This is a genomic window from Myxococcales bacterium (assembly GCA_012517325.1).
In the GTDB taxonomy this organism is placed as follows: domain Bacteria; phylum Lernaellota; class Lernaellaia; order Lernaellales; family Lernaellaceae; genus JAAYVF01.
Window position 1 is genome coordinate 53713 of record JAAYVF010000093.1, and the last position, 24853, is coordinate 78565.

The 24853-nt window shown below is 62.9% G+C and carries 15 protein-coding genes; 12 read left to right on the forward strand and 3 right to left on the reverse strand.

Annotation, left to right across the window (positions count from 1 at the left end):
• Positions 1–33: 33 nt before the first annotated feature.
• The 12 genes from GX444_16665 (at position 34) to GX444_16720 (ending at position 18639) form a co-directional block, all read left to right on the forward strand.
• On the forward strand, positions 34–2343 hold the full coding sequence (locus GX444_16665) for a hypothetical protein (protein NLH50214.1): 2310 nt from the start codon (positions 34–36) through the stop codon (positions 2341–2343).
• Between the two features lie 11 nt (positions 2344–2354).
• Entirely contained in the window at positions 2355–5030 is a 2676-nt protein-coding gene (locus GX444_16670; GenBank protein NLH50215.1) for a penicillin acylase family protein, read from the forward strand.
• Between the two features lie 20 nt (positions 5031–5050).
• The gene (locus GX444_16675) at positions 5051–6367 is read left to right on the forward strand and encodes a hypothetical protein (protein ID NLH50216.1); all 1317 of its coding nucleotides are present in this window, start codon (positions 5051–5053) and stop codon (positions 6365–6367) included.
• A gap of 38 nt (positions 6368–6405) precedes the next feature.
• Positions 6406–9888, forward strand: a complete 3483-nt coding sequence (locus GX444_16680) for a hypothetical protein (protein NLH50217.1) — start codon at positions 6406–6408, stop codon at positions 9886–9888.
• A gap of 142 nt (positions 9889–10030) precedes the next feature.
• Entirely contained in the window at positions 10031–11062 is a 1032-nt protein-coding gene (locus GX444_16685; protein NLH50218.1) for a glycosyltransferase family 9 protein, read from the forward strand.
• A complete protein-coding gene (locus GX444_16690; GenBank protein ID NLH50219.1) occupies positions 11062–12180 on the forward strand; it encodes a glycosyltransferase family 4 protein in 1119 nt (372 codons plus the stop codon). The genes GX444_16685 and GX444_16690 overlap by 1 nt, the downstream gene beginning before the upstream one ends.
• A 16-nt stretch (positions 12181–12196) precedes the next feature.
• Entirely contained in the window at positions 12197–13453 is a 1257-nt protein-coding gene (locus GX444_16695; protein NLH50220.1) for a hypothetical protein, read from the forward strand.
• The gene (gene rfaE1, locus GX444_16700; GenBank protein ID NLH50221.1) at positions 13450–14457 is read left to right on the forward strand and encodes a D-glycero-beta-D-manno-heptose-7-phosphate kinase; all 1008 of its coding nucleotides are present in this window, start codon (positions 13450–13452) and stop codon (positions 14455–14457) included. Before GX444_16695 ends, rfaE1 begins: the two co-directional genes overlap by 4 nt.
• Positions 14454–15005: a DUF4416 family protein gene (locus GX444_16705; protein ID NLH50222.1), complete on the forward strand. Its 552-nt coding sequence runs from the start codon at positions 14454–14456 to the stop codon at positions 15003–15005. Before rfaE1 ends, GX444_16705 begins: the two co-directional genes overlap by 4 nt.
• The gene (locus GX444_16710) at positions 15002–15880 is read left to right on the forward strand and encodes a YicC family protein (protein NLH50223.1); all 879 of its coding nucleotides are present in this window, start codon (positions 15002–15004) and stop codon (positions 15878–15880) included. Before GX444_16705 ends, GX444_16710 begins: the two co-directional genes overlap by 4 nt.
• Complete coding sequence (gene gmk / locus GX444_16715; GenBank protein NLH50224.1) at positions 15870–16499, forward strand: guanylate kinase; 630 nt, start codon at positions 15870–15872, stop codon at positions 16497–16499. The genes GX444_16710 and gmk overlap by 11 nt, the downstream gene beginning before the upstream one ends.
• Complete coding sequence (locus GX444_16720; GenBank protein NLH50225.1) at positions 16462–18639, forward strand: bifunctional (p)ppGpp synthetase/guanosine-3',5'-bis(diphosphate) 3'-pyrophosphohydrolase; 2178 nt, start codon at positions 16462–16464, stop codon at positions 18637–18639. The genes gmk and GX444_16720 overlap by 38 nt, the downstream gene beginning before the upstream one ends.
• 17 nt (positions 18640–18656) lie before the next feature.
• Here GX444_16720 and GX444_16725 read toward each other — a convergent pair whose 3' ends face one another.
• The 3 genes from GX444_16725 to GX444_16735 are packed head-to-tail and all read right to left on the reverse strand — an operon-like array spanning position 18657 to position 24745.
• Positions 18657–21926 (reverse strand): efflux RND transporter permease subunit, encoded by a 3270-nt coding sequence (locus GX444_16725; GenBank protein ID NLH50226.1) that lies wholly within the window; start codon positions 21924–21926, stop codon positions 18657–18659.
• A 3-nt stretch (positions 21927–21929) separates the two neighbouring features.
• Complete coding sequence (locus GX444_16730; GenBank protein ID NLH50227.1) at positions 21930–23450, reverse strand: efflux RND transporter periplasmic adaptor subunit; 1521 nt, start codon at positions 23448–23450, stop codon at positions 21930–21932.
• Positions 23447–24745 (reverse strand): TolC family protein, encoded by a 1299-nt coding sequence (locus GX444_16735; GenBank protein NLH50228.1) that lies wholly within the window; start codon positions 24743–24745, stop codon positions 23447–23449. The genes GX444_16730 and GX444_16735 overlap by 4 nt, the downstream gene beginning before the upstream one ends.
• Positions 24746–24853: the final 108 nt, after the last annotated feature.

The window sequence follows — 24853 nt, forward strand, 5'->3', positions numbered from 1 at the left end:
CGGAGTCGCCCCAACCGTTCAGCGAGGCGGTCGATGAAACGACGAATCACTTCTATCGTCATTTTTTGGATCCTGGCCGGTTTGTTCGCGGCCTGTCAACGGACCGATGCGGATCATCCGTGGGATCGAAACAGTTACGGCAATCGCCAGGCTCCCGCGAAGCAGGTGCTGACGATCACCGGCGCGGACGCGGATTACGGCGATATTCCGCTTCGTTTCACGCTCGATCTCCCGTCCGGCGAAACGCGCGCCATACAGGCGTGGTACACAGGCGCCTGTGGTCGCGGCAAACGGCAGACGGCCGTGTTCGGTGGAGAACACGAGAACCTGGCCGCCGGCGAGCATACGATCACCTGGTGGAGTTGGGACCAGGAGGCGGGATGCCGCGGTGAAGTGACGATCCGGCTCGCAACCGATCAAGGCGAATCGGCGGAAACGTCATTTACGTTGGACAATACCCGCGATGGCCTGACCGGCTTTCAGGATTATCCCCAGTACGACCAGGGAATCAACGACGACGAGGAAGCCGCATTGAATCGGGCGTTGCCGGCGTTGCTTGCCGATCCGACCGTCGATTTCGTGGCTTTTCGTGTCGGCGATGAATACGAGGTTTACGCCGAACGCGGTTGGGTCGTGTTCACCCGCGAGGCCACGCGTGACGGCTATGAATATGTCGAGGAATCCGTCGAGGGCGAAAATCCGCTGGCCAGGCAGGACCCGATGTGGATCCCGACGTATGAAGAAGAACTGGCCGCCGGGTCCAATCCGAACGACATTAAATTAAAAAAGGAAGGATACCCGAAAGGCGATCCGCGGCTGTCGTTCATCGAGCCGGAAGCCGATTCCTATCCCTACGCCTACGAACGGATCGCCGCCTATTTCGATCACCCGGACAGCGCCGATCTGCTGATCAATTGGAAATCCTATGCGCATGCCGACGCGGATTTGGGCGAGCACGGCAGCCTGAACATCGTGCAAAGCCGTTCGCCGCTTGTTTTCTGGGGCAAGGGCATTTCGCCGGGGATGTTCGAAGATCCGGTCCGCCACGTGGACATCGCGCCGACGGTCGCCCGGTTGTTGGGTTTGCCGACCACATTCGGCATCGACGAACGAGGCGTCTGGAGCCATCGGGTTTATCTGACCCAACAAGACGGTCATTCGATCGACAGCGTGCTGGACGGCACGACCGCCGAGCACGTGATCATCTTGGTGCTCGACGGACTGGCGCACACCGAACTGATGCGCCGCTTGCAGGAAAACGGAGCCGACCTGCCCAATTTTATGCGGCTGGTGGAAGAGGGGGCCGTGGCCCGTTACGGCAGCATCACCAACTGGCCGAGCGTCACGTATCCGAGTCACAACGTTATCGGGTCGGGCGTTTACAGCGGACATCATGGGCTCGTCGATAATACCTTCTATCTGCGCCGGAAAATGAAACGCGCCTCGCCGATCGACCAGATGTTGATGACCGAGCATTTCTGGAATCCGGTGGCCGCGGCCGAGACCTTGCACATGGCCGTTCACCGCAACCTCGGCGATTGGTCGCCGTTCTTCAAGACCGGGGCGATCACCGCGTCGTTGATGGATCCGAGCGTCGCCGGCGCCGACAAGACCGACCTTGAATTTCGCGATCAGACCCATCAGGTGCCGTTTCCGCCGTTCGGCCTGAAGTTCCCGCCGGGCATGCCGTTTCCCGTGCCGTCACTGACGACCCCATGGGATATTTACTTCGCGCAGTACACCGAGATGGCCGCGCTCTGGCAGTTCTTTTACCTGTACGAAAACGGGGTCACGCCGTCGCCGACCTACCTGATCATGAACTTCTCGACGACCGACAGCGCCGGCCACGTCATCGGCCCGCACGGCGACGACATGCTGCCGGTGCTCGAACACATCGACCAGGATCTCGGCGCGCTGTTCGCCTGGCTCGAATGGTGGGGCCTGGCCGACAAAACGGCGCTGGTGCTCACTTCGGACCATGGCATGCAGTTGGGCGACCCGAGCCGCTCGGGCTGGCCGCTCGATTCGTTGAACGCGGTCGAGGTACGGCCCATCGCCGATACCTGGTTGGGCGTATACCTGGCGATTCCGCGCCTTGAATTCGACGTACCGGCGCTGACGCCGAACGAATACCAGCTTTTCCACGTCCGGGTTTCGGATGTCGACACCGACGCGCCGGCGGCGAATGTCGAGGTGACGGCGCGCGACGGGATGAACGATCTTCAAGCCCTCACCGGCGAAGACGGCATCGCGGAATTCGGCCTCGCCCCGGTCGCCGACGTGAAAATCACCGTGCGGTCCGAGTCGATGACCCGTTCGACCGCGGTTCTTCCCCTGCAATAAGGAAGCGACGTATGAAAGCGAGCGATTTTCGGTTGGCACTGATCTGTATCGTCTTGACGTGTTTCGCCGCCGCCGCGTGCCAGCGCGGTGATGAGGCCGAAAAGAAAACGACCGCCGATCCCTTCGGTTTGCCGATCAACCGGGTGATTACGACCGAAGCCTTGACGGACGAGGTCGAGGTGTTGGTGGACAGCCACGGCGTGGCGCACGTGTACGCGCAAAATGACCATGATGCCTGGCTGTTGCAGGGATACCTCACCGCGCAAGACCGCTTTTTCCAGATGGACCTGCTGCGCCGCCTCGGCACCGGCCGTGTAACCGAATTGCTCGGCGAATTTCCGCTCGTCGGTTCACTGCTGGCGAGTATCTATCTCGGCGATGTCGATCTGTACTTTCGGTCGGTATTTATGGATGAGAAAGGCCGGCCGGCGGTCGATCGCCTTCAGACGGCGCTTGACGAGTCCGCGCAAGCCGTTCTGCAGGCCTATGCCGAGGGGATCAACTCGTACCTTCATGACGTGGTGGCGGCGCGCAACGGCGCGTTCAAGCCGCCGGCATATTCCGGTCTGATCAATCCGGATGCGGCCCTGTTGGACGAATGGACGATCGCCGACACGTTGGCCGTTTTGTTGGTGGAACAATGGTCGAGCGCCAATTCGGTCGATCTCGAATTGCTGCTCGGACAAGCACTGGGTGAATGGGGCGCGGACAAGTTCGGCGAATTCTTCACGGCGGCAACCGCCGCGCCGGGCGCCGGTCAAGCCTCGACAAAACAGGACGAAGCGGGAGAGTCGCCGGATTACGAGAGCCTCGCCGGATTGTATCGGCCGGCGCGCAAGGCGCTCGCCAAGGCGATGGATGCCGGTTTGGCTGCAGTGAGCGGCCTGGCGCACCAAAACCGCGCCGCGAATCTCGTGGCGGTTGACGCAACGCGCGCGGCTGGTGGCCAGGCGATGCTGGCGGCCGATTTGGCGTTTCGCCCGTTGTCACCGGCGCCGTATCATTTGATTCACCTTGACAGCCGGACGGTCGGTGACGGTGAACTTTCGCTGGCCGGATTCGCGCTACCGGGTCTGCCGGGCGTGCAACTCGGCCACAACGACCGGCTGGGCTGGATCGGCGCAACCGCGCCCTACGACATCTCCGACACCTATCTGGAAATGCTGACCGAATCCGGGGATGAGGTTTTCCGAGGCGGGGAAACCGTTGCGTTGCGGACCATTGCCGAAAAATTCCGGCTGAACATGGGCGACGATGCGCCGAGCAAAGAAAAAGAAATCCAGTTCGTGCCGGGGCACGGCCCGCTGGTTCCCGGCTCCTGTAAAAAGGGCTACTGCCTCGCGTTGCGCTGGACCGGCATGCAAAACGGCGATGACCTGAACGCGCTTATCGCGCTGCAGACTTCCGGTTCGCTCGATGAAGGGTTGGAAGAACTGGCCCGGGTTCGCCGGGGCGCCCGCCAATGGATGCTGGCCGACACGGACGGTCGCATCGCCCATCTCTCGGCGTCGCAAATTCCCCAACGCGATCATTGGCGAACAACGCCGCCGTGGCTGCCGTTGCCGGGAATGATCGCCGACAACGGTTGGAACGGCGAGGTGCCCTCGACCCGATTGACCCGGCAAACCGATCCCGACACGGGCCTGTTGATCGCGGCCGACAACGACCTTTACGGTACCCTGCGCGACGGCGACGCGACGACCGGGGCCTATTATTTCGCGGCGCTGGCCGATCCCGGCTGGCGCGCCGCCCGCCTGCTGGAACTTGCCGATGATGCGGGCGACGAACTTACGCCGGAAACCTTGCAGGCGATGCTCGCCGACGATTACAGCCCGTTGGGCGAATTACTGATTCCGCAACTGCTGGTCAGCGCGTCCCGGCGGCCCGACCTGCTCGGCGAAAACGCCCCCGAGGCCGTTTCGATCCTGGCGCATTGGGATGCGACGCTGCCGGCGGCGACACCGGATCGCTGGCGACCGGCGTTGGCGGCCGAATCCCGGCAAGAAGCCTCGCGCGGCGCGGCGCTGTTCGAGGTCTGGCTGCATCACCTGGTGGCGCGGACGTTCGCCGACGATTTTACGGCGGCCGATCTGGATCCGCCCGCCGATCTCTTTTTCGCCGGTCCGCAACTCGAAGCCCGCGTTTTGGCGGCGCTGTTCGCCCGCGCGGACGATCCGTTCGCCGCGCTCGACTGGTGGGACGATTTGGACACGCCGGCCGTCGAAAGCCGGGATGAAATTGTCCTGGGCGCCCTGGCGGATGCGATCGGCGAACTGACCGCCACGCGCGGCGCCGATCCCGCGCTCTGGTTCTGGGGCGATCTGCACGCCGTCGAAACGACGCTGGACTTCGAAGGCGCCGATCTGCTCGATTTCGTCGCGCCGACCGGCGGGCCCGCGAACGTTGACGGCGGTGATTTTGCAGTGCGTTTCGGCGAGACCAACTGCCTGGTCCGCGATTATTCCGTCGCGCGGCTCTCGTTGGCCCGGATTTTCATGACTCTGGACGGCGATCGCTTCGCGACGCGGGCCGTATTGGCCGGCGGGCAAAGCGAGCGATTCAACTCGCCGCATTTCGCCGACCAGTTCGCCCGCTGGGCGGCCGACGAAACCATCGATGTGCCCTTTGCCTTCGCGGACGTCACCGCCGCGGCGGTGCAACGAATTTTATTTACTCCCCGTCCGTAAGCGAATGGAGGAATTTTCGCATGACTAGATACACGATTGCCCTGTTGCTGACCACCGGCCTGGTCTGCGGCCTTGCCGCGGTCGCCTTCGCGGTCAATACCTCGAACGATCCTTGGAATCAGCAGGATTCCGACATGTCGGACCTGGATCTGCTCGAATTGCTGCGGCTCCACGGCGTTATCAACGAGGAACAATACCAGGACCTGATCAAAATCTACGGCAAGCGAACCTATTACCACCTGCGTCCGACCGGTTCGCTGCTCGTGGGTTACACGCCTTACAACCAGATGAAAGCCGACGAGACGATCGAATATCCCGGCTCGCCCGCCGATGACCGCAATTTCCGCCTGCGCAAGCTGTCGCTCGGCATGGCCGGCAGCGCTTATTACGATTGGCTCAGCTTCAAGGCGACGGGCGAGGTGTCGGCTAACGACGAAGGCAAATACACCTTCGGACCGGAGGAGGCGTACGTCCGTTTCCGCTATCTGCCCGAGCAATTGCGCGGCAGTTTGTTCGAACCGGCGCAAGGCATGACCGTCGGCGCGATGAAAATCCCGTTCTCGCGGCAGAACCTGGTTTCGACGCCGCAGTTGCAGTTCATCAATCGGGCGGTGGCCATTGAGGAAATGCCGATTCACTACGATCTCGGCGCGACGGTCGACCTGGACTACAACCTCTTTTTCGATTGGGCCCGCCTCCTGCTCAACGCCGGCGCGTTCAACGGGCGCGGCGACCGCGTTTACGCGGCCGACAACAACGACAACCTGCTGTATGCCGGTCGCCTGCGGATCGACCTGTTCAGCCCGCTGCGACCGGGCGAGGGCGATTTGCGGCCGCGGTTCTATCCAAACGAGACCGTCGCCAAGACGCCGGAATTCGATCGCCCGGCGTTGTCGCTCGGCGGTTCGCTGCTGCAGAACAACGACGTGGACAAGGTCGTCAAAGCCTGGGGCGCCGACGCGGAATTCCGCTGGTACGGCGTTTCGATCAGTGCCGAGGCGATCGCCACGAAATATGAGCTGGCGCTCGACGACGCCGAAACGGCCAATCAGTACGCCGAGGATTGGAGCACCTTCGGCTGGTACGTGCAGGGCGGCGCCTTCGTCTGGCCGCGCATCCTGGAAGTGACGGCGCGTTACGACGAATACACCCTGGACCTCGTCGACGAAACTCTGCCCGAACGCAAATTGGCCGCCACGACCTTTGGCCTCAACGCGCATCTGGCGAGCAAACACGCCCTCAAGCTGATGGCCAATTACATCTGGCGCGCCGAACTCAAGGGCCTGCCGGAAATGGACAACGACACGTTCACGGTGCAGGCCGGGTTCGCTTTCTGAGCACGAAGTCGCCTCGGCGCGACGGAATGGAGGAATCAATGATCGGCGGAAAATGGCTCCGGCTGCTGCTGGCGATGTTGCTGCTGTCCCTGGCGGCATGCGAACAAGCCGAGGAATTCAAGCAAGCGCGCGCCTACGTGGTCGATGACCGCGCCGAGTTGATCGGCGGGCCGAAGGCCGTCGGCACCAAGGGCGACGTGGTGATCGAAAACGATCAAATCCGCCTGTTGATCAACGCCCACGGCACCGATCCGAACATCACCAAATACGGCGGTTCGTTGGTCGACGCCGATATTCAGCGGCTGGAAAATTATTTCACGCCGGCTCGCGGCGGGCACGATCGCTTCGTGGAATTGATCTCGGTTTTCGACCTCAAGACCTTCGGCATCGAACGGGCTCCCGGCTCGGGGCCCGTGGCGCGCGCCGCCCAGAACGCGGTGGAGATTCTCCGCGACGGTTCGGACGGTGGCGATGCGGTCGTCAAGGTTTCGGGCGTCCTGACCAACATTCTGGAAATCTTCCGCCTCATTCCCGTGCCGCTCAATTCGCTGCCGGTGAAGGCGGAAACGATTTACCGGCTGAAGCCGGGCAAAAAGTATGTGGAAATCACCACGACCTATCGCCTGCTAAACAAGGACGGCAGTGTGCCGGACGCCTGGACCGAGATTCCGTTGCGGGCGATCGAACCGGATGACAACGTGGTGACGGGAATCGTCACCGCCGACCAGTTCGGCGACGCGGTGTTCTTCGGGGATTCGCTCAGCCTCTTCGGGCCCGGGGTGTTCGGCTTCGGTTCCGAATGGTACCTGGCCGATCAGGTCGAACAGGGCGAATCGTCGCTGTCCGATCCGCCGACCGTCGAGTGGATCGCCGGCGTCGGCGACGACATCGGTTACGCGCTGGTCGCCGACGACGGCCCGATCGTTTTCCCGCTGATGGAAAGCTTCCTCACCATCGGTTTCCAGAAAACCACCGGCGAGGACCACCTGTTGCCCGCGCCCGGCAGCACATACACCTATCGCCGTTATTTCATTGTGGACGAAGGCGATCTGGGCGGCATGCTCGATCAGGTGATCGAATTGAAAAACTGGCCGTCCGGACGAATCGCCGGACACGTGATCGACGGCACGACCGGCGACGCCGTCAGCCAGGCCAAGGTGTTGGTTTTTCCCTGGCCGCGCCTGACCGCCATGGGCGAACGCGTGCCACTGAAAGAATCCTACGAGGAAATGAACGCCTACCTCGCCGGCCTGGACGCTGGGAAGGCGACGGCGCGCCGGTTGATCCCTTACAGCCGCTTCACGACCGACGGCAAACGCACCGACCAGTTGGCCGACGGCAGTTTCGGCGGCCGGTTGCCGGTGCGCGCCGACGAAAAAAGTGAAGACTACCTGCTCATGGCCGTCGGTCCGGGCCGGACGCGTAGTGCCCTGACGCCCGTGCACCTGGAAGCGAACGAGGCCAAGCGGATTTTATTGGCGCTGCCGGCGACCGGTCAGGTCCGTTTCCGGGTGCGCAGTTTGGCGCAAACCGGTCCGGAAGAACCGGTCAAGGTGATCGTGCGCGGCGAGAACGGCGAAGCGATTCCCGATCCGTACCTGGGCGAGGGTTTTCTGCCCGGTTCGGAGGCGTACGTTTTGATGACCGTGGACGGCACGGGCGAGGTGACGCTGCCGGCCGGTACTTATCATTTCATCGCCGGTCGCGGGCCGGAATACACGGTCGACGAACAGCGGGTCGTCGTCGAGCCCCTGACGGCGAAGACGATTGAGTTGACCATCGACCGCGTGCTTGACACCGGTGGCTGGGTGGCCACCGATTTTCACCAGCACACCGAACTGAGCCCGGACTCCGGCGTTTCCAATTCGGACCGGGTGTTGGCGGGACTGGTCGAGGGATTGGATATCATCGCGGGTACCGATCACGACTTCGTTTCGAACTACCGGCCGGCCTTGGAAAAGCTGGGCGGGATCGACCGGATGCAGGTGATGTCGGGAGACGAGTTGTCGCACCTCAGTTACGGCCACTTCTGCTCGTACCCGCTGAAGTACGACCAGACTCAGGTCGCCAACGGCGCGCCGAACTGGCGGCAGCCGAGCCCGACCGCCAAGGCGGCGGACGGTTCGGCCATTTCGTTGTGGACGCCGCAGGATTGCTTCGACGGCCTGCGCGCGACGGGCGACCGGAGTGTCGTCGATCAGCCGCCGATCGTCATCGCCAACCACATGCGCGAGTCGATCACCGGCTATTTCCGCGCCTTTGGCTGGCGGCAGTACAGCGGCGATTTCGGTTCGCCCGATTTTCTGACGATCGGCGATCCGGTGGTGCACAACGGTCAACTGTTCACCAAGGATGCCTCGGCCAATTTCTCCTGGGACTTCGACGGCGTGGAGGTGCTCAACAGCAAACGGCTCAACCAGTTCCGCACGGCGACGGTCGAGGAAATCACCGAATCGCAGTTCGGCCAGCCCATTCCGCCCGACTCGCCGCTGCTGCCGATTCTGATCCGCACCGCCGACGAGCAACTGCGCATCGAAACGGGCGATCTGTTGCTCGATGACTCCAACATGGGCATGCTCGACGACTACCTGACGCTGTTGGCCCAGGGCCGGCGCTACGTGGCGGTGGGCGATTCCGACAGCCACAACCCCCGCAAAAACGAAACCGGCAAGGCGAGGACTTATATCATGACCGACGAGGACGAGCCGGCTTTCGTCGACCTGGACGAAATGATGACCAACCTGAAGGCCGGGCGAGCGATCGCCACGACGGGCCCGTTCCTCGAATTCTGGGTTGACGGGTATCCCATCGGCGCAGACGTTTACGCGCCCGGCGGCGAGGTCGAGGTGCGCATTCGCGCCCAGGCGCCGCCCTGGATGTCGTTTGATCGAATCGAAATCTACGGCAACGGCCTGCTGATCGGCGAAATCGGCGCCGATGCCGGCGATGAGTATCTCGGCTGTGACACGGCGGGCGCGACGATCGCCGGTCGCGGGCGGATCACCCGCTTCGACGGCACGGTCGCTTGCCGAATCGAACAGGATACCAACCTCGTCGTGGTGGGCATCGGCTACGAGGGCATGACGCCGATCAGTCAGCCGATCGAGTGGCCGGCTTTCGAACTGACCGACAACCTCATCGCCGGCATCAACAAGATGACCGGCGATTGGCTGGGCATCGGCAACCTCATTCCGCTCGACAGTTCGGTGCAACGCAACTTCGACGTCTATCCGCTCGTCGTGGCCAACGCGATCTGGATCGACACCGACGGGTACGACGTCGACGGCGACGGGTACCCCTACGACGGGCCCGGCTACATTCCCGGCTGGTTCGAGGAAAAAGACGTGCCGGCCGACGTCCTGGATACCCTCGGAGAGCGGCAACAAGCCCTGGTGGCCGCGGCGGTGAACCGCGCCTGGTCGCTGACCTCCCGGGATCAACAACCGACGACCAGTGAACCCTCCTCCTCGGAAGAGGACGACGACCTCGAACCCGGCGGCTGCGGAGCGCCGTCCTGGTAAGTAGACCCCCTTTGGATTTTCTTTCGCGCCCGATTTTTCGGGCGCTATTTTTATCGGCCGCCTCACGGTTCGCGGGCGTTTCTTCGCTTGTTCCGTTCCGGCCCATTGCGTAGGATAGAGGCTCACGAAAACGGAGCCTGGATTGTTGAACGCGCCGCGGCGGATCCTGATCGTCAAATTGGGGGCGGTGGGCGATTGCCTGCACACCCTGATCGCCGTGCGCGAACTGCGCCGCCGACTGCCCGAAGTCCGGATCGGCTGGGTCGTTGAAACCAAGAGCCGCGAAGTGGTGGCCGGGCATCCGGCGATCGATCACCTTCACGTCTGGGACCGGAAACGGACCGTCGCCGAGTGGAAACAGGGGAATTATCGCGCCGGTTGGCGAATCCTGTCGGCCGTCTGGGAGGAAATCCGCGCCGTCGGCTACGACACGGCGATCGATTTTCAGAATCTCTTCAAATCGGGCCTGTTCGCCTGGCAGTCCGGCGCGCCGACGCGCCTCGGTTTTCGGCGCTGCCGCGAGGCGAATTACCTGTTCACCAATCAGTGGATCCGGCCGCGGCCCGAGCAGCCGCACATGGTGCGGCGCTACCTGTCGCTGCTGGAACCGCTGGGCGTGACCGTTGCGGACGATCCGCCGGCCGAGCCGATCGTCGTCCCCTCCGAGAAAATGAAAACGGCCGATGAATTTTTCGCCACCCGCGTGCCCGCCGGCAAGACGGTGGTCGCGTTCAATCCGGCCGCGAGCCTGCCCCGGAAGCTCTGGCCGACGGAGCGTTTCGCCGAGGTCGCCGACCGGTTGGCGGAAAGTTTCGGCGTGTTGCCGCTTCTAATCTGGGGGCCGGGCGAGGAACCGTTGGTCGAGGCGATGCGTGGCCGGATGAAACGCGAGGCGCTCGTCGCGCCGCCGACCGGCATCCAGGAACTGGCGCATTTGCTCGGCAAGTGCGCGCTGTACGTCGGCAACGATTCCGGGCCGATGCACCTGGCGGCGGCGATGGGCGCGGCGGTGGTCGGCCTGTTCGGGCCGACCGATCCGCGCCGCGTGGCGCCCTGGACGGCGCGCCGCCAGGCGGTGGAACCGTTCGAACTCTTCCACAAACACCGCCGGCTCGACGGCATCACCACCGACCAGGTCTACCGCGCCGCGGCGGCGCTGTTGGAGCGACGCTGATGCATCTGCTGGTGCTGTTCGCGCAACATCACTGGACCGGGCCGGCCGAGCCGGTGTTGCAAATCGCGCGGGGCTTGCGCGAACGGGGCCACCGGATCACCTGGATCTACACGCGCGTTCCGCCGGGCCACCTGGCGCCGCGGATCGCCGAAGCCGGATTGGGCGAGTTGCCGGAAATCGCGTTTCGCCGCAAGGGCTTTCACCCCGTTTCCTGGTGGCGCGACCGGCGGCGGTTGCGCCGGTTCATCCGCGAACAGCGGGTAGATCTGGTTTTTTGCCATCACAGCCACGACCACTGGTTCGGCCGCGAAATCCTGCGCGGCTTGGCTGATCCGCCCGTGCTGGTGCGCCAGATTCACGAAAGCCGCCAATTGCGGCCGCAAGCCGCGTATCGCTTTCTTTACCGGCGCACCGACGCGCTAATCGTCGCTTCCCAGCGTTGGAAGCAGGCGCTGCTGGACCGCTTCGGCATCGACGCATCGCGCGTTTTCGTGCTGCCGCCCGCCGTCGACACCGCTCGCTTCAAGCCGGTTCCCGAGGCGAGCGCGATTCGCGCCGAAATCGGTGCGGCCTTCGCGCAGCCGTTGATCGGCCTAGTCAGCCGGATCAAAACGGGGCGCGGCCACGAGCTGGCCTTGGAGGCGTTCGGGCTCGTCAGCCGGGAACATCCTGGCGCGCGATTGCTGTTTGTCGGGCGCGGCGAAGGCCGGGCGGAATTGGAGGAACGGGTGCGGCAAAGTGCCCTGGCCGAGCGGGTGCATTTTCTCGGGTATCGAAGCGACGATCTGCCGGCGGTTTACGCCGCGCTCAACGTCAGCCTGTTATTGGGCGAGGGTTCCGACGGCAGTTGCCGGGCCGCGCTCGAGGCGATGGCCTGCGGCACGCCCGTCGTCGCCTTGCCGGTCGGCACGTTGCCCGAATCGCTCATCGACGGCGTGACGGGTCGGTTCGTCGAGGGAACCGTCGCTTCCCTGGCAGCCGGCATTCGGGATGTATTGGCGCACCCGGAAATGGGCGAAGCCGCGCGCCGGCACGCGGAATCGGCGTTGGCGATTACCCGGCGCGTTGCGCGGGCGGAAGAGATTTTTCTCGAATTGACCGGCATTCGCGGCGTTTAAGGCCGGACGGAGGAGAATGGACAACTCGTCGCCCAATCTGCGGCGGATCGACCGCGTCATCCGCGGCGCTTTTTACACCCTGGCGCTGTGCCTGCCGTTTTCGATTACCGGCGCCGAAGGCGCACTGGTGCTGCTGACGGCAGCCTTGATCGCCCGCGCGGTGGTCACGCGACGGTGGCGGCCCCGGTTCGGCGCCCCGGAATGGCTGTTGCTGGCGTTTCTCGGCTGGGTGGCGCTCGCGGCGCCGCTCTCATCTAGGCCGGATTTGGCCGTCGCCCGCCTGCCACGCTATTGGATCTGGCTGACCTACTTCGTCACGGCGGCGGCGATTCGCGACCGGGAAACCGCCCGGCGCGGGACGATCCTCCTGATGCTGACCGCCGGCGCGGTGGCCATTTACGGAATCGCCCAGCACGTTTTCGGCAACGCCGTGCCGCGTTTCCTCATGCCGCCGGTGGATCTCTGGCAAAAAACCGGCGGCTATTATCATGCCGTCGGTTTTTTCGATCACCACCTGACCTACGGCAATAGTTTGGCGGTGATTTTGATGGTCGGTCTGGGCGCGGTGCTGGCCGAGCGGGGGCGTCGCCGATTGATTCTCGCCGCGGCGCTGGCGCTGGGTTTGCCGGCGCTGTTGTGGAGTTATGCCCGTAGCGCCTGGGTAGGTCTACTGGCGGGTTTGCTCGCGTTCGGGGCGCTCCTGGGCAAACGGGTCATGGCCCTGGTGGTGATCGGCGCGTTGCTGGTCGGCTTCGCGGCGCAACAACTAAGCCCGACGCTCGCCGACCGTCTGCGTCGTTCGGTGCAATCGGAAAGCAACCTCGAACGGATTTACACCTGGAAGACGACCCTGCAGATGATCCGCGATCATCCCGTGTTCGGCATCGGCTCGGGCGCCTACCGCGAGCTGGCCGACGAATACCGACGCGATTACAACATCCATTGGACGGCGAAGAGCCACGCGCACAATAGTTATCTGCAATATGCGGCCGAATCCGGCGTTTTGGCCGGACTGCTGTTCGCCGCTTTTCTGGTCGCCCTGATTGCGCTCGGCGCCGCGAGGTTTTATGAATTAAAAGACCGCGCGGACACCGGCTACCGCTTGGCCGCGGCGACGGCGGGCGTCATCGGTTTCGCCGCCGCCAGTCTGTTGCAGCACAATGCCGGCGACGCGGAAGTGGCGATGCTCTTCCAATTCGTGGCGGCCTTGCTCATTTTTTACGTTCGGGACGGCCGGGATGCCGCTTCCGGACGGGATGCGGGTACCAAATGACGTTAACCGAACGAAAAAAACAATTGTCGGCGATCCTGAACCGATTCAAGCAGGCCCGGGTGCTGGTGGTCGGCGATGTGATGGCCGACCATTACGTCTGGGGCGAGGTCGAGCGTATCAGCCCCGAGGCGCCGGTACCGGTGGTGCGTGTCCGGCGCGAGGAAATCCTGCTCGGCGGCGCGGCCAACGTGGCCAACAACCTACGGGCCCTGGGCGCGCGGGTCGCGCTGGCCGGGGTGATCGGCGACGACGCCATCGGCAACCATCTGCGCACCATGCTACAGGGCAACGCCATCGACACCGCCGCGCTGGCGGCCGACGGCAAGCGGCCGACCATCATCAAAACCCGGGTCGTCGCGCAAAACCAGCAGGTGGTGCGCGTAGACTGGGAAAACGCCGACGCGCTCACCGCCGACCAGCGCCGGCGACTGCTCGACGCCATCGCGGCCCGCCTGCCGGAGTTGGATGCGATCATCGTCAGCGACTACGCCAAGGGCGTGATCGACAAGGGGCTGCTCGACGGCCTGCGGCTCTTGCACCGCCGGCGGGGAATTCCGGTCGTCATCGATCCGAAAATCCGCAATATGGCGTTTTACCGTGGCTTCACCTGTATGACGCCCAACCACCATGAGGCCGGCCAGGCCCTGGGCGTCAAAATCGAAAACACTCCGGCGGGCATCCACGCGGGGGGCCGCCGCTTGCGCCGGAAGTTGAAGCTCGACAGCCTGGTGATCACGCGCGGCGAGGGTGGCATGAGCCTGTTCTTCGGCGACGACGAGGTCGTCGATATCCCCACGGTGGCGCGCGAGGTCTACGACGTGACCGGCGCGGGCGATACGGTCATCGCGGCGCTGACCTGCGGTCTGGCGGTGGGCGCCAGCCTGCACGACGCGGCGCTGATCGCCAACTTCGCCGCCGGCTTGGTGATCGCCGAGGTCGGCACCGCGCGCGCGGAAGCGCCGGCGGTCCAGGCGGCGATCCGGCAAGCCAAGGCGCTGTCATGAGCCAACCCCGACCGGCGCCGCCGGTTCTGCTGGTGATCGGCCTGCTGCGCGATCCGGAATTGCCGCTCGAACCCGTGGCGGAAGCGATCGGCGCGGCGTTCGGGCCGATCGCCGACCTCAGCGCGCCGCTTGCTTTCGAGCATACGGCCTATTACGAGCCGGAAATGGGGCCGGGACTGCTTCGTCAATTCGCGGCGCTGGCCGAGTTGGTCGATCCCGGCCGGCTGGCGGACATCAAGTGGCAAACGAACGAAATCGAGAGTAAATTCAGCCGGGAGGACGGCCGGCGGCGAATCAACCTGGACCCGGGCTTGCTCGGCTTTGCCAATCTGGTGTTGGCCACCGGCAAGGGTTACACTCATCGTCCCTATTTAGGCAACGGCATTTATGCCGATTTGACGTTGATTTGGCAGCACGGCGCCTGGGTCGAACTGCCGTGGACGTATCCGGATTACCGGAGCGAACCGGTCAAGGCGATCCTCACCGGCTATCGGGAATTCTACCGCGAAAAGGCGGGGCCGGCGCGGTCACGAGAGGCGGAAACATGATTCTATCGATGACGGGCTTCGGACGAGGCGATGCGACGGGTGAAACCGCCCGAATTCAGGTCGACATTCGTTGCGTCAACCATCGCTTCCTCGACCAGCAACTGCGGATGCCGCGTACCCTGATGCCGCTCGAAGCGGAAGTGCGCGAGCTGGTGAAAACCCACTTCCGCCGGGGCCGTATCGAGGTCGGCGTCCTGTACGAGCGCATTCGCACCAATCCCGACCGCATCAAAATCGACCGCGAACTGGCGGTCGGCTATCACCGTTTTCTGACCGGCCTGGCGACGGAACTAGCCTTGCCCGATCGGCCCACGCTGCAGCTCGTGGCTCAGCAGCCCGGGGTCATCGAGTTGCGCGACGAGGACGAGGACGCGGAAAAAATCCGGCCCCTGCTGGTCGCGGCGTTTCAAAAGGCCGCCGCCGCGGCGCTGGAGATGCGGCGCAAGGAAGGCGAAGCCCTGGCGCGCGATCTGCGTTCCACGCTGGCGCGGATGCGGGAACTGATCGCCGCGGTGCGGGTCGCGGCGCCGCAGGCGCAGCAGGAACTGGAAAACCGCTTCCGCGAACGCGCCGCGCAATGGTCGGGCGAAATCGGCGTTGACCCGTCGCGGTTGCAGCAGGAAGCGGCGCTGTTTCTGACCAAGCTGGACATCAACGAGGAAATCGTGCGGATCGAAAGCCACTTCGCGCAGGTCGAGGAAATGCTCGGGCTGGACGATTCCATCGGTCGGCGGCTCGATTTTCTCGCTCAGGAAATGCACCGCGAGACGACGACCATGGGCAACAAATTGCAGGGCCTGACGCTGACGCGGCTGGTGCTCGACTGCAAGGCGGAAGTCGAGAAATTTCGGGAGCAAGTGCAAAATGTCGATTGAGACCAGGCCGGGCAATCTGCTGGTGGTGACCGCGCCCAGCGGGGCAGGCAAAACCACGCTCTGCCGCTCGGTGATCGAGCGGCTGGAGCCGACCATCCGCTATTCGATCAGCCACACGACGCGACCGCCCCGCGGAAACGAGCGGAACGGCGTCGATTACCATTTCGTCGCCGACGCCGAGTTCGACCGCTTGATCGGCGAGAATCAAATGGCCGAATGGGCGACCATCCACGGCCACCGCTACGGCACCAGCCGGGCGGAAATCGAAGACAGCCAGGCGCGCGGCCAGGACCTGTTTCTGGATATCGAGGGGCAGGGGGCGGTGCAGATTAAAAAGCTTTTCCCCCAGGCGATCTTGATTTATATTCTGCCGCCGAGCCTCGCGGATTTGCGCGATCGCCTGCTCCGGCGCGGCTCCGACGCCCCGGCGGAAATCGAACGGCGTTGGGAAAACGCCCGCCGGGAATTGGCGTTTTTACCGAATTATGATTACATCATCGTCAATGACATCCTGAGTGAAGCCACGCGCGGGCTGGAAGCGATCGTTCTGGCGGCCCGGCAGCGGCGGGAGAACATGCAAGATGCAATCCGTCGATTCCCTGCTGCCCCGCAAAGTTAGACCCGATGATATCATCCGCGAGGTGCGACGGTACCTCACGGAGCCCGACATCGAGCTGATCCGCCGCGCGTATGTCTTCGCCATGCACCATCACGAGGGGCAGGCCCGCTACAGCGGCACGCCCTACATCGAGCACCCGATCGCCACCGCCTACGTCCTGGCCCTGATGAAGATGGACGAGAAAACCATCGCCACGGGCCTGCTGCACGACACCCTCGAGGACTGCCCCAACGTCGACCGCAAGCTGATCACCAACCTCTTCGGCGAGGAGATCGCCGCGCTGGTGGACGGGGTCAGCAAAATTTCGCAGATGAAGTTCGACAGCCAGGAACAACGGCAGGCGGAGAACTTCAAGAAGATCCTGCTGGCGACGGCGAAGGACATCCGGGTGCTGTTGGTCAAGCTCGCCGACCGCCTGCACAACATGTACACGCTCGAGTACGTCCCACGCGAAAAGCGCGGCCGCATCGCGCGCGAAACGATGGAAATCTACGTGCCGCTGGCGCACCGCCTCGGCGTGCAATGGATCAAGTCGGCGCTGGAAGACCTGTCGTTCCGCTACCTGAATCCCGAGGCGTACTACAACTTGGTGATGAAGCTGTCGCGCGGCCGGAAGGAGCGCGAATCCTACATCGAGGAAGTGATCGGCATCCTGCGCAACTTCCTGGCCCAGCACAACATCGCCGTGGAGATCAGCGGCCGCATCAAAGGCTTGCACTCGATCTACCGCAAGATGCAGGCGCAGAACCTGAGCTTCGAGGAGGTGATGGACATCATCGCCTTCCGGATCATCGTCACCTCGGTGGCCGAGTGCTACGAGGTGCTGGGGCTGATCCACTCGATGTGGCGGCCGATCCCCGGGCGCTTCAAAGATTACCTCGCGCTGCCCAAAGCCAACATGTACCAGAGCCTGCACACCACGGTCATCGGGCCGAAGAACGAGCGGATGGAAGTGCAGATCCGCACCCAGGAAATGCACCGCGTGGCGGAACTGGGTGTCGCCGCCCACTGGCGCTACAAGGCGAGCGGCAACCCGGATCGCGACTCCCGCCAGTTCGACTGGCTGCGGCAGATCATGGAGTGGCACAAGGAATCCGACGACCCGCGGGCCTTCCTCTCGGGCCTCAAGATGGACCTGTTCAGCGAGGAGGTTTACGTCTTCACGCCCAAGGGCGACGTGATCAACCTGCCGAAGGGCGCCACGCCGGTCGACTTCGCCTACCGCATCCACACGCAGGTCGGCAACACGTGCGCCGGCGCCAAGATCAACGGCCGCATGGTGCCGCTGCGCTACGAGCTGCAAAGCGGCGATCGCGTCGAGGTCACGACGAAGAAGGATCAAAAGCCCAGCCGCGACTGGCTGCAATTCGTCAAAACCGCCACCGCCCGCGCGAAAATCCGTTCGTTCCTCAAGGAAGAGGAACTCGAGCGCAGCCTGGCCGCCGGCCGCGCCATGCTCGACAAGGAATTGCAGAAATACAAGCAAAACCTCAGTAAAATCGAAAAATCCGGCCAGTTGGACGAGGTGGCCAAAACCCTCAACTACAAGGATGGCCAGTCACTCCTGGCCGGGCTCGGCTACGGCAAGGTTTCGATCAAATACATTCTGGCCGAAATCGTCGGCGCCGAACATTTGCAGGAAGAGCTGAAGGAAAGCGCCATCGACCGTCTCTTGCGGCCGCTGAAACGGAAAAAATCCGGCGGCATCAAGATCCACGGCATCGACGACGTGCTGTTCCGCATGGCCAAGTGCTGCAATCCGGTGCCGGGCGAAGCGGTGGTCGGTTTCGTGACGCGCGGCCGGGGCATCACCGTCCATACGCTGGATTGCCCGATCGCGCAGGATCAGCCCGAAGAACGGCGCGTCGAAGTCGAATGGGAACTGAGCGCCAGCGCCAAAATGGTGCCGACGGAGGTCACCGTCCGCATCGCCGACCGCAAGGGTATCCTGGCCGAGATCACCACCGTGATGAACTCGCTCGAGATCAACATCGACGAAGTCCATTCCAAGCATCGCCCCGACGACACGGTCGATCTGCAATTCGTGCTGCAGATCCGCGACATCGATCAACTGACGCGCGTCCTCGCCGAAACCCGCAAACTCAAAGGGGTGCTCTCGGTCGAACGCGCCCACCACTGAATCGAGAAAATCCGAAATTATCCCTCGCTCGCGGACCGCGCGGCCGGCCGATCGGTTTTCAACTTCCACAATTTGAAGATGGCGGGATAAACGACCAGTTCCAGGATGAAGGAAGTCAGCAGGCCGCCGATCATCGGGGCCGCGATGCGCTTCATGACGTCGGTGCCGGTGGCGGTGGACCACATGATCGGCAGCAGGCCCATGAAGGCCGCGGCGACGGTCATCATTTTCGGGCGGGCGCGTTTCACGGCGCCGTGAACGATCGCTTCGTCGAGGTCGGCGCCATCGCGCAATTCGCCGCGTTGCCGTGCCTCATTGTAGGACAGGTCGAGGAAGAGCAGCATGAACACGCCCGTCTCCGCGTCGAGGCCCAGCAGGGCGATCATCCCGACCCAGGCGGCGATCGAAACGTTGTACCCCAGCAGGTAGAAGAGCCAGATCGCGCCGACGGCGGAGAAGGGAACCGCGAGCATGACCACCGTGGTTTTGAACACGCTGCGGGTGTTGAGGTAGAGCAGCAGGAAGATCAGGAGCAGCGTGATCGGCACCACGATTTTCAGCCGCTCCCGGACGCGCAGCATGTTCTCGTACTGGCCGCTCCACGTCAGCATGTAGCCGGCCGGCAAGGCCAGTTGTCTCACCACGGCCTGCTTGGCCTCGGCGACGTACCCACCGATGTCGCGGTCGGCGATGTCCACGTAAACGTAACCGGCCAGGAAGCCGTTTTCGTCGCGGAGCATCGACGGCCCCTGAACCAGCCGAATCGCGGCGAGTTGGGCCAGCGGCACTTGCAGACCGCTGGGCGTCGTGACGAGAATGCGCCCGAGCGTTTCGGGATCGTCGCGTAATTCGCGTGGATAACGTACGTTGACGGGATAGCGTTCCCGGCCCTCGACGGTGGTCGTGACGTTCTGGCCGCCGATGGCGCTCATCACGACATCCTGCAATTGACCGATGGTCAGACCGTAGCGGGCGAGCTGCTCGCGCTGCGGGTCGATATCGACGAAATAGCCGCCCGCCACCCGTTCGGCGTAAACGCTGCGCGTGCCTGGAATCTCGCGCAGAATGCTTTCCAGGTGTGTGCCGATCCGCTCGATCTCTTGCGGTTCGTTGCCGAATATTTTAATGCCGATCGGCGTACGGACGCCCGTCGAAAGCATGTCGATCCGGGCCTTGATCGGCATGGTCCAGGCGTTGGTGACGCCGGGGATGCGCAGGGCCCGGTCGAGTTCGTCGATCAATTCCTCCCACGAAATCCGATCGGGCCAGACCAGCCGAAACGGCGCCTGCAGAATTTCGGGCAGGAAAGAATACCACCGTTTTTTGGATCGCCATTCGTTTTCCGGCCGGAGGATCACCGTCGTTTCCATCATCGAAAACGGCGCCGGGTCGGTGGAGGTTTCGGCGCGGCCGGCCTTGCCGAAGACGCTGGCGACCTCGGGGAAGGAGCGGATCGCGCGATCCTGCGTTTCCAGTAGGTCGCGCGCCGCCGTGACGGAAATGCCGGGCAGCGTCGTGGGCATGTAGAGAATGGAGCCTTCCTTCAGGGGAGGCATGAATTCGGAGCCCAACTTGAAATAGACGGGGATGCTGACGGCCACGAGCGCCATGGCGCCGCCGATCGTTTTCCAGGGATGGCGCAGCACGAACCGGCACGCCGGCTCATAGACCCGGAAAATCGCCCGGCTGATCGGGTGCCGATCCTCGGCGTAATACTTGCCGACAAAAGCGGCCGTCGCGAGTCGGGAAAGCCATTGCGGTTTGAAGCGATACGGCTCGATGCGCGCGAAGAGCATGCGCAAGGCCGGGTCGAGCGTGATCGCCAGGAGCGCGGCGATGGCCATGGCGAGGTTTTTCGAATAGGCGAGCGGCTTGAACAGGCGGCCTTCCTGATCGACCAGCGTGAAGATCGGGAGAAACGCCACGGCGATCACCAACAGCGAAAAAAAGACCGACGGGCCGACTTCCTTGAGGGCTTCGAGCCGCACGTGGTGAAATTCCTCGTTGCTCCCGCCACCGGCCGCCTGCCAATGATGGATCTTGTTGTAGGCGTTCTCCACTTCCACGATCGCGCCGTCCACCAAGACGCCGATCGAGATCGCGATGCCGGCAAGCGACATGATATTGACCGTCAGGCCCAGAAGATAAAAAGGAATGAACGCCAGCAGCACCGACACCGGAATGGTGATGATGGGAACGATCGAGGACGGAATGTGCCAGAGGAAAAGCAGAATCACCAGCGAGACGATGATGATTTCCTCCGTGAGCTTGCTACGCAAGGTTTCGATCGCCCGCTCGATCAGTGTGGATCGGTCGTACGTCGTGACGATTTCGACTCCCTTGGGCAGCGAGGGCTTGAGTTCGGCCAGTTTTTGCTTGACCCGCGCGATGACGTTCAAGGCGTTTTCGCCGTGCCGCATCACGACGATGCCGCCGACGGCGTCCCCTTCGCCGTTCAGATCGGAGATGCCACGGCGGATTTCGGGGCCCAGTCCCACGGTGGCGATATCGCGCAGCAGCACCGGTACGCCGTTTTCGTCGGTCTTCACGACGATTTTCTCAAAATCGGCCAGACTCGCGGCGTAACCCCGGCCGCGCACCATATATTCCGTGCCGCTCCATTCGAGCAACCGGCCGCCGACCTCGTTATTGGATCGGCGGACCGCCGCCATCACGTCATCGAGCGAAAGCTTGAACGCGACCAGCCGATTCGGATCGACGGTGATCTGGTACTGTTTGACATAGCCGCCGATGGAGGCGACTTCGGCGACTCCCGGCACGGACTGCAGCGCGTAACGGAGCGTCCAATCCTGATAGGAGCGGAGTTGGTCGAGCGACAGGGAGTTCGTTTTGTCGACCAGCGCGTATTGAAAGATCCAGCCGACGCCGGACGCATCGGGCCCGAGTTCGGTCTGCACCCCTTCGGGAAGCCGCGACTGAATCTTCGACAAGTATTCGACCACGCGCGACCGCGCCCAGTAGATGTCGGTGCCTTCCTGAAAAATGATGTAGACATACGAAAAGCCGAAATCGGAAAAACCGCGGATCGCCTTGACCCGCGGCGCGCCGAGCAACGCCGAGATGATCGGGTAGGTGACTTGCGATTCGAGGATGTCGGGCGACCGGTCCCAGCGCGAATAAATAATGACTTGCGTGTCGGACAAGTCCGGCAGCGCGTCCAACCGGATGTTTTGCAGAATGTAGAACGCCACGGCCGCGAGCACGGCGACGCCGATCAGCACCAGCGCCCGGTTGTGCGCGGAGAACGTGATGATTCGTCTGATCATGGATCACTGTCCCCCGTGCGGGAGGTCCGGCGTCCCATTCGTCGCGGAAATGGCGGCTTTCAGGCGCGCTTCGGAATCAAGGAGAAAATTGGCGCGTACAACGACTTTTTCGCCCGCCGCAACGCCGGATTGGACTTGCACCATTCCAGCGGATTTGTTGCCGATCCGCACTTCGCGTGGTTCGAACCGGCCGGGGGCGGTTTCCACGAAGACCACCTGCCGCGCGCCGGTGTCGAGCACGGCGGATTCGGGAAAGGTAATGCCCGTGGATTCGTCGACGCTCAACTCGACATTCGCGTACATGGCGGGCTTGAGGATGAGGTTTTTGTTCGGCACGTCAAAGCGCACTTTCAAGGTGCGGCTGGTCGCGCTCAAGGTCGGGTAGATGTAGGCGACTCGGCCGTCGAGGCGGACGCTCGGATCAAAGGAAAGCGTTAATTCGGCCTTTTGTCCCAGGCGCAGGCGAGGGATTTCGTATTCGTAAAAATCGGCCTCGATCCAGACATGCGACAAATCGGTGATCGTGAACAGCTCCATCGAAGGATCGACTTGCTGCCCCTCGAAGATCTGCTTGGCGGTGATGAAACCGCCGGCCGGTGCGACGATCGTGACCGTTCGCTGCGGCTGCCCGGTCTGCTCGATTTTGGCGATCAGGCTCGCCGGCACGTCGAACAGCTCCAAACGTCGCCGCGCGGCCGTGACCAGGTCATTTCCTCCCGCCTGAACCTCGGGGAGGGAAGAATTCGCGAACTTCTTCGCGGTTTCCATGGCGCGAAGATATTCTTCCTGGCTCGCCAATAGTTCAGGTGAATAAATGGCCAGAATCGGTTGGCCGGCTTTGACGGCCTGGCCGATGAAATCGCCGTACAACTTTTCGATCGTGCCGGAAACCTTGGTATGCAGGTGTTTGATGCGCGTTTCGTCGGCAATGACCGTCCCGACGGTTCGAATAACGCCGCCGATTCGGCTTTCTGTCGCCGCGGCAGTCTGCACTCCGGCCAAATCCATCCCTTGCGGCGACAGTGTCACCGGCGCCATTCCGGATACTGCATTGCCGCCGTTTTCCACGACCTCACCCTCATAGACGGGAACAAAATCCATTCCCATCTCATCTTTCGCTGGGACTGGAGAAGTGACTTTAGGGTCCATGGGGCTGCGGTAGTAGAGAATTTTCCCCTTGCCGGCCATCGCGGCGGAAGCCGCAGGAGTCGATTCCTTGAGAACCAGGTCCATGCTGCAGATCGGGCATTTGCCTGGATGATCGGCGATCACTTCGGGGTGCATCGGGCAGGTATAGACTGTCGCGGCTTCGGCCGGCGCCGGTGTCGGCGAATTTTCCATCGGCACCAATCGCATGCCGCAGATCGGGCAGTCGCCAGGCCTGTCGCTGATATAAGTGGGGTGCATCGGGCAGTGGTAGAGAACCTTCACCGAGCCCCGCGAATTGCAAGCGGCGGTCGCCAAGGCGAAGGAAAAGGCCAGCAGCAAGGCGAAAAGCAAAATCCGCCGGCGTAATGGTTTCATGGGGTCTCTCCCTGGCTCTGCGCATCGAGCGGCCGCAGCGCGTCCAGTTCCGCCCAGGTCGCGTAGCGTTCGGCTTCACGACGCGCCAGCTCGATCCGCGATTCGAGCCACAGGTTGAAGTCGGTGATGACCGTGAGGAAATCGCCGCGGCCGGTGAGATAGGACGAGCGGGCAGCCGCCAACGCCGCTTCGGTCTGCGGCAGAATGGCTTGCTGGTATAAAACAATCAGGTTCTCGTTCCGCCGCCACTCGGATTCCAACCGCGAGAAGTCAGCCCGTAAAGCGGCAGCGGTTTCGCGCTGTCGGTCGGCAGCCATTTCCCGTTCGTGTTCCGCCGCCCGAAGCAGCGGGCGTTGTTTGCTCGTCTGCCAGATGGGCAGGGTGATGCCGAACTTCAGCATCGCCATCGGCATCTGCGAATTGTCGAGGTAGTTTTTCTCCAACACGCCGCCCAGGCCGACGAGGAAGTCCGGATAAACTTCTTTTTGGGCGGAGTCCAGGCGGCGATCGGCGGCAGCGACGGCGGCCTTTTGCGAGGCCATGTCGGGCGTTTGCCGCACTGCGTTCTCGCCGCCGAAGGACGGGGTTTGCACCGCGGGCAAAGCCGCGACCTCGCCCAGCGGTTCATCGCTGGACTGATTCAGCAGGCGGTTGAGTTCCGTCACCCGGCTTTTCCGGTCCGCCGCGAGATTGTGCTGCCGGGCGGTGACTTGAGAGACGGCGAGTTGCGTTTTTAGCAGCGCCTCCTGATCCTCCTGGCCGGCGACGTACCGGGCGCTGGCGGTGTCGGCGATCAATTTCAACAGATCCTTGGCAACTTCCAGGTAGCGTTTTTCCTGGTCGAGGGCGTAGATTTTCGCGTAGGTCGCGCGAACGTCGAATGCCAATTGTCGCTCGGCTTTTTTCAGTTCGACGGCTTGCTGGTCCGCTTCGGCGGATGCGGTCTCGCGGCGCGACTTGAGTTTTCCCGGAAACGGCAATTCCTGGCTGAACTCGAGCGTTCCCTTTGCAAAATCGGGGTCGGGCATGAAGTTTTCCTGTCCGGAAAACTCCAGCATCGGGTCGGCAAGGGCCCCCGCCGGTTTCACCTGTTCCCGCGCGGCGGCGATTTTGGCCCGTTGCGCCGCGATCGTCGGTGATTTTTCCAGTGCGCGGGCCACCAGTTCATCGACCGGTGGCGCGGGCGGAGAATTGGCGGCAATGGACGGAGCGGCGCTTTCATTGGTTGATTGGGCGCGAAGCACGGCAGGGATGAAAATTGTCATCATTACCAAAAACGCCGCCAACCACCTCATGACCTTACCTCGTTGATCCCGATCACGGTGCCCACTTGGTTACAAATTAACCAATTTTTCGGATTGCGCTGGAAACTCGACAATTTATCTCAATTTTTCCGAGTAATT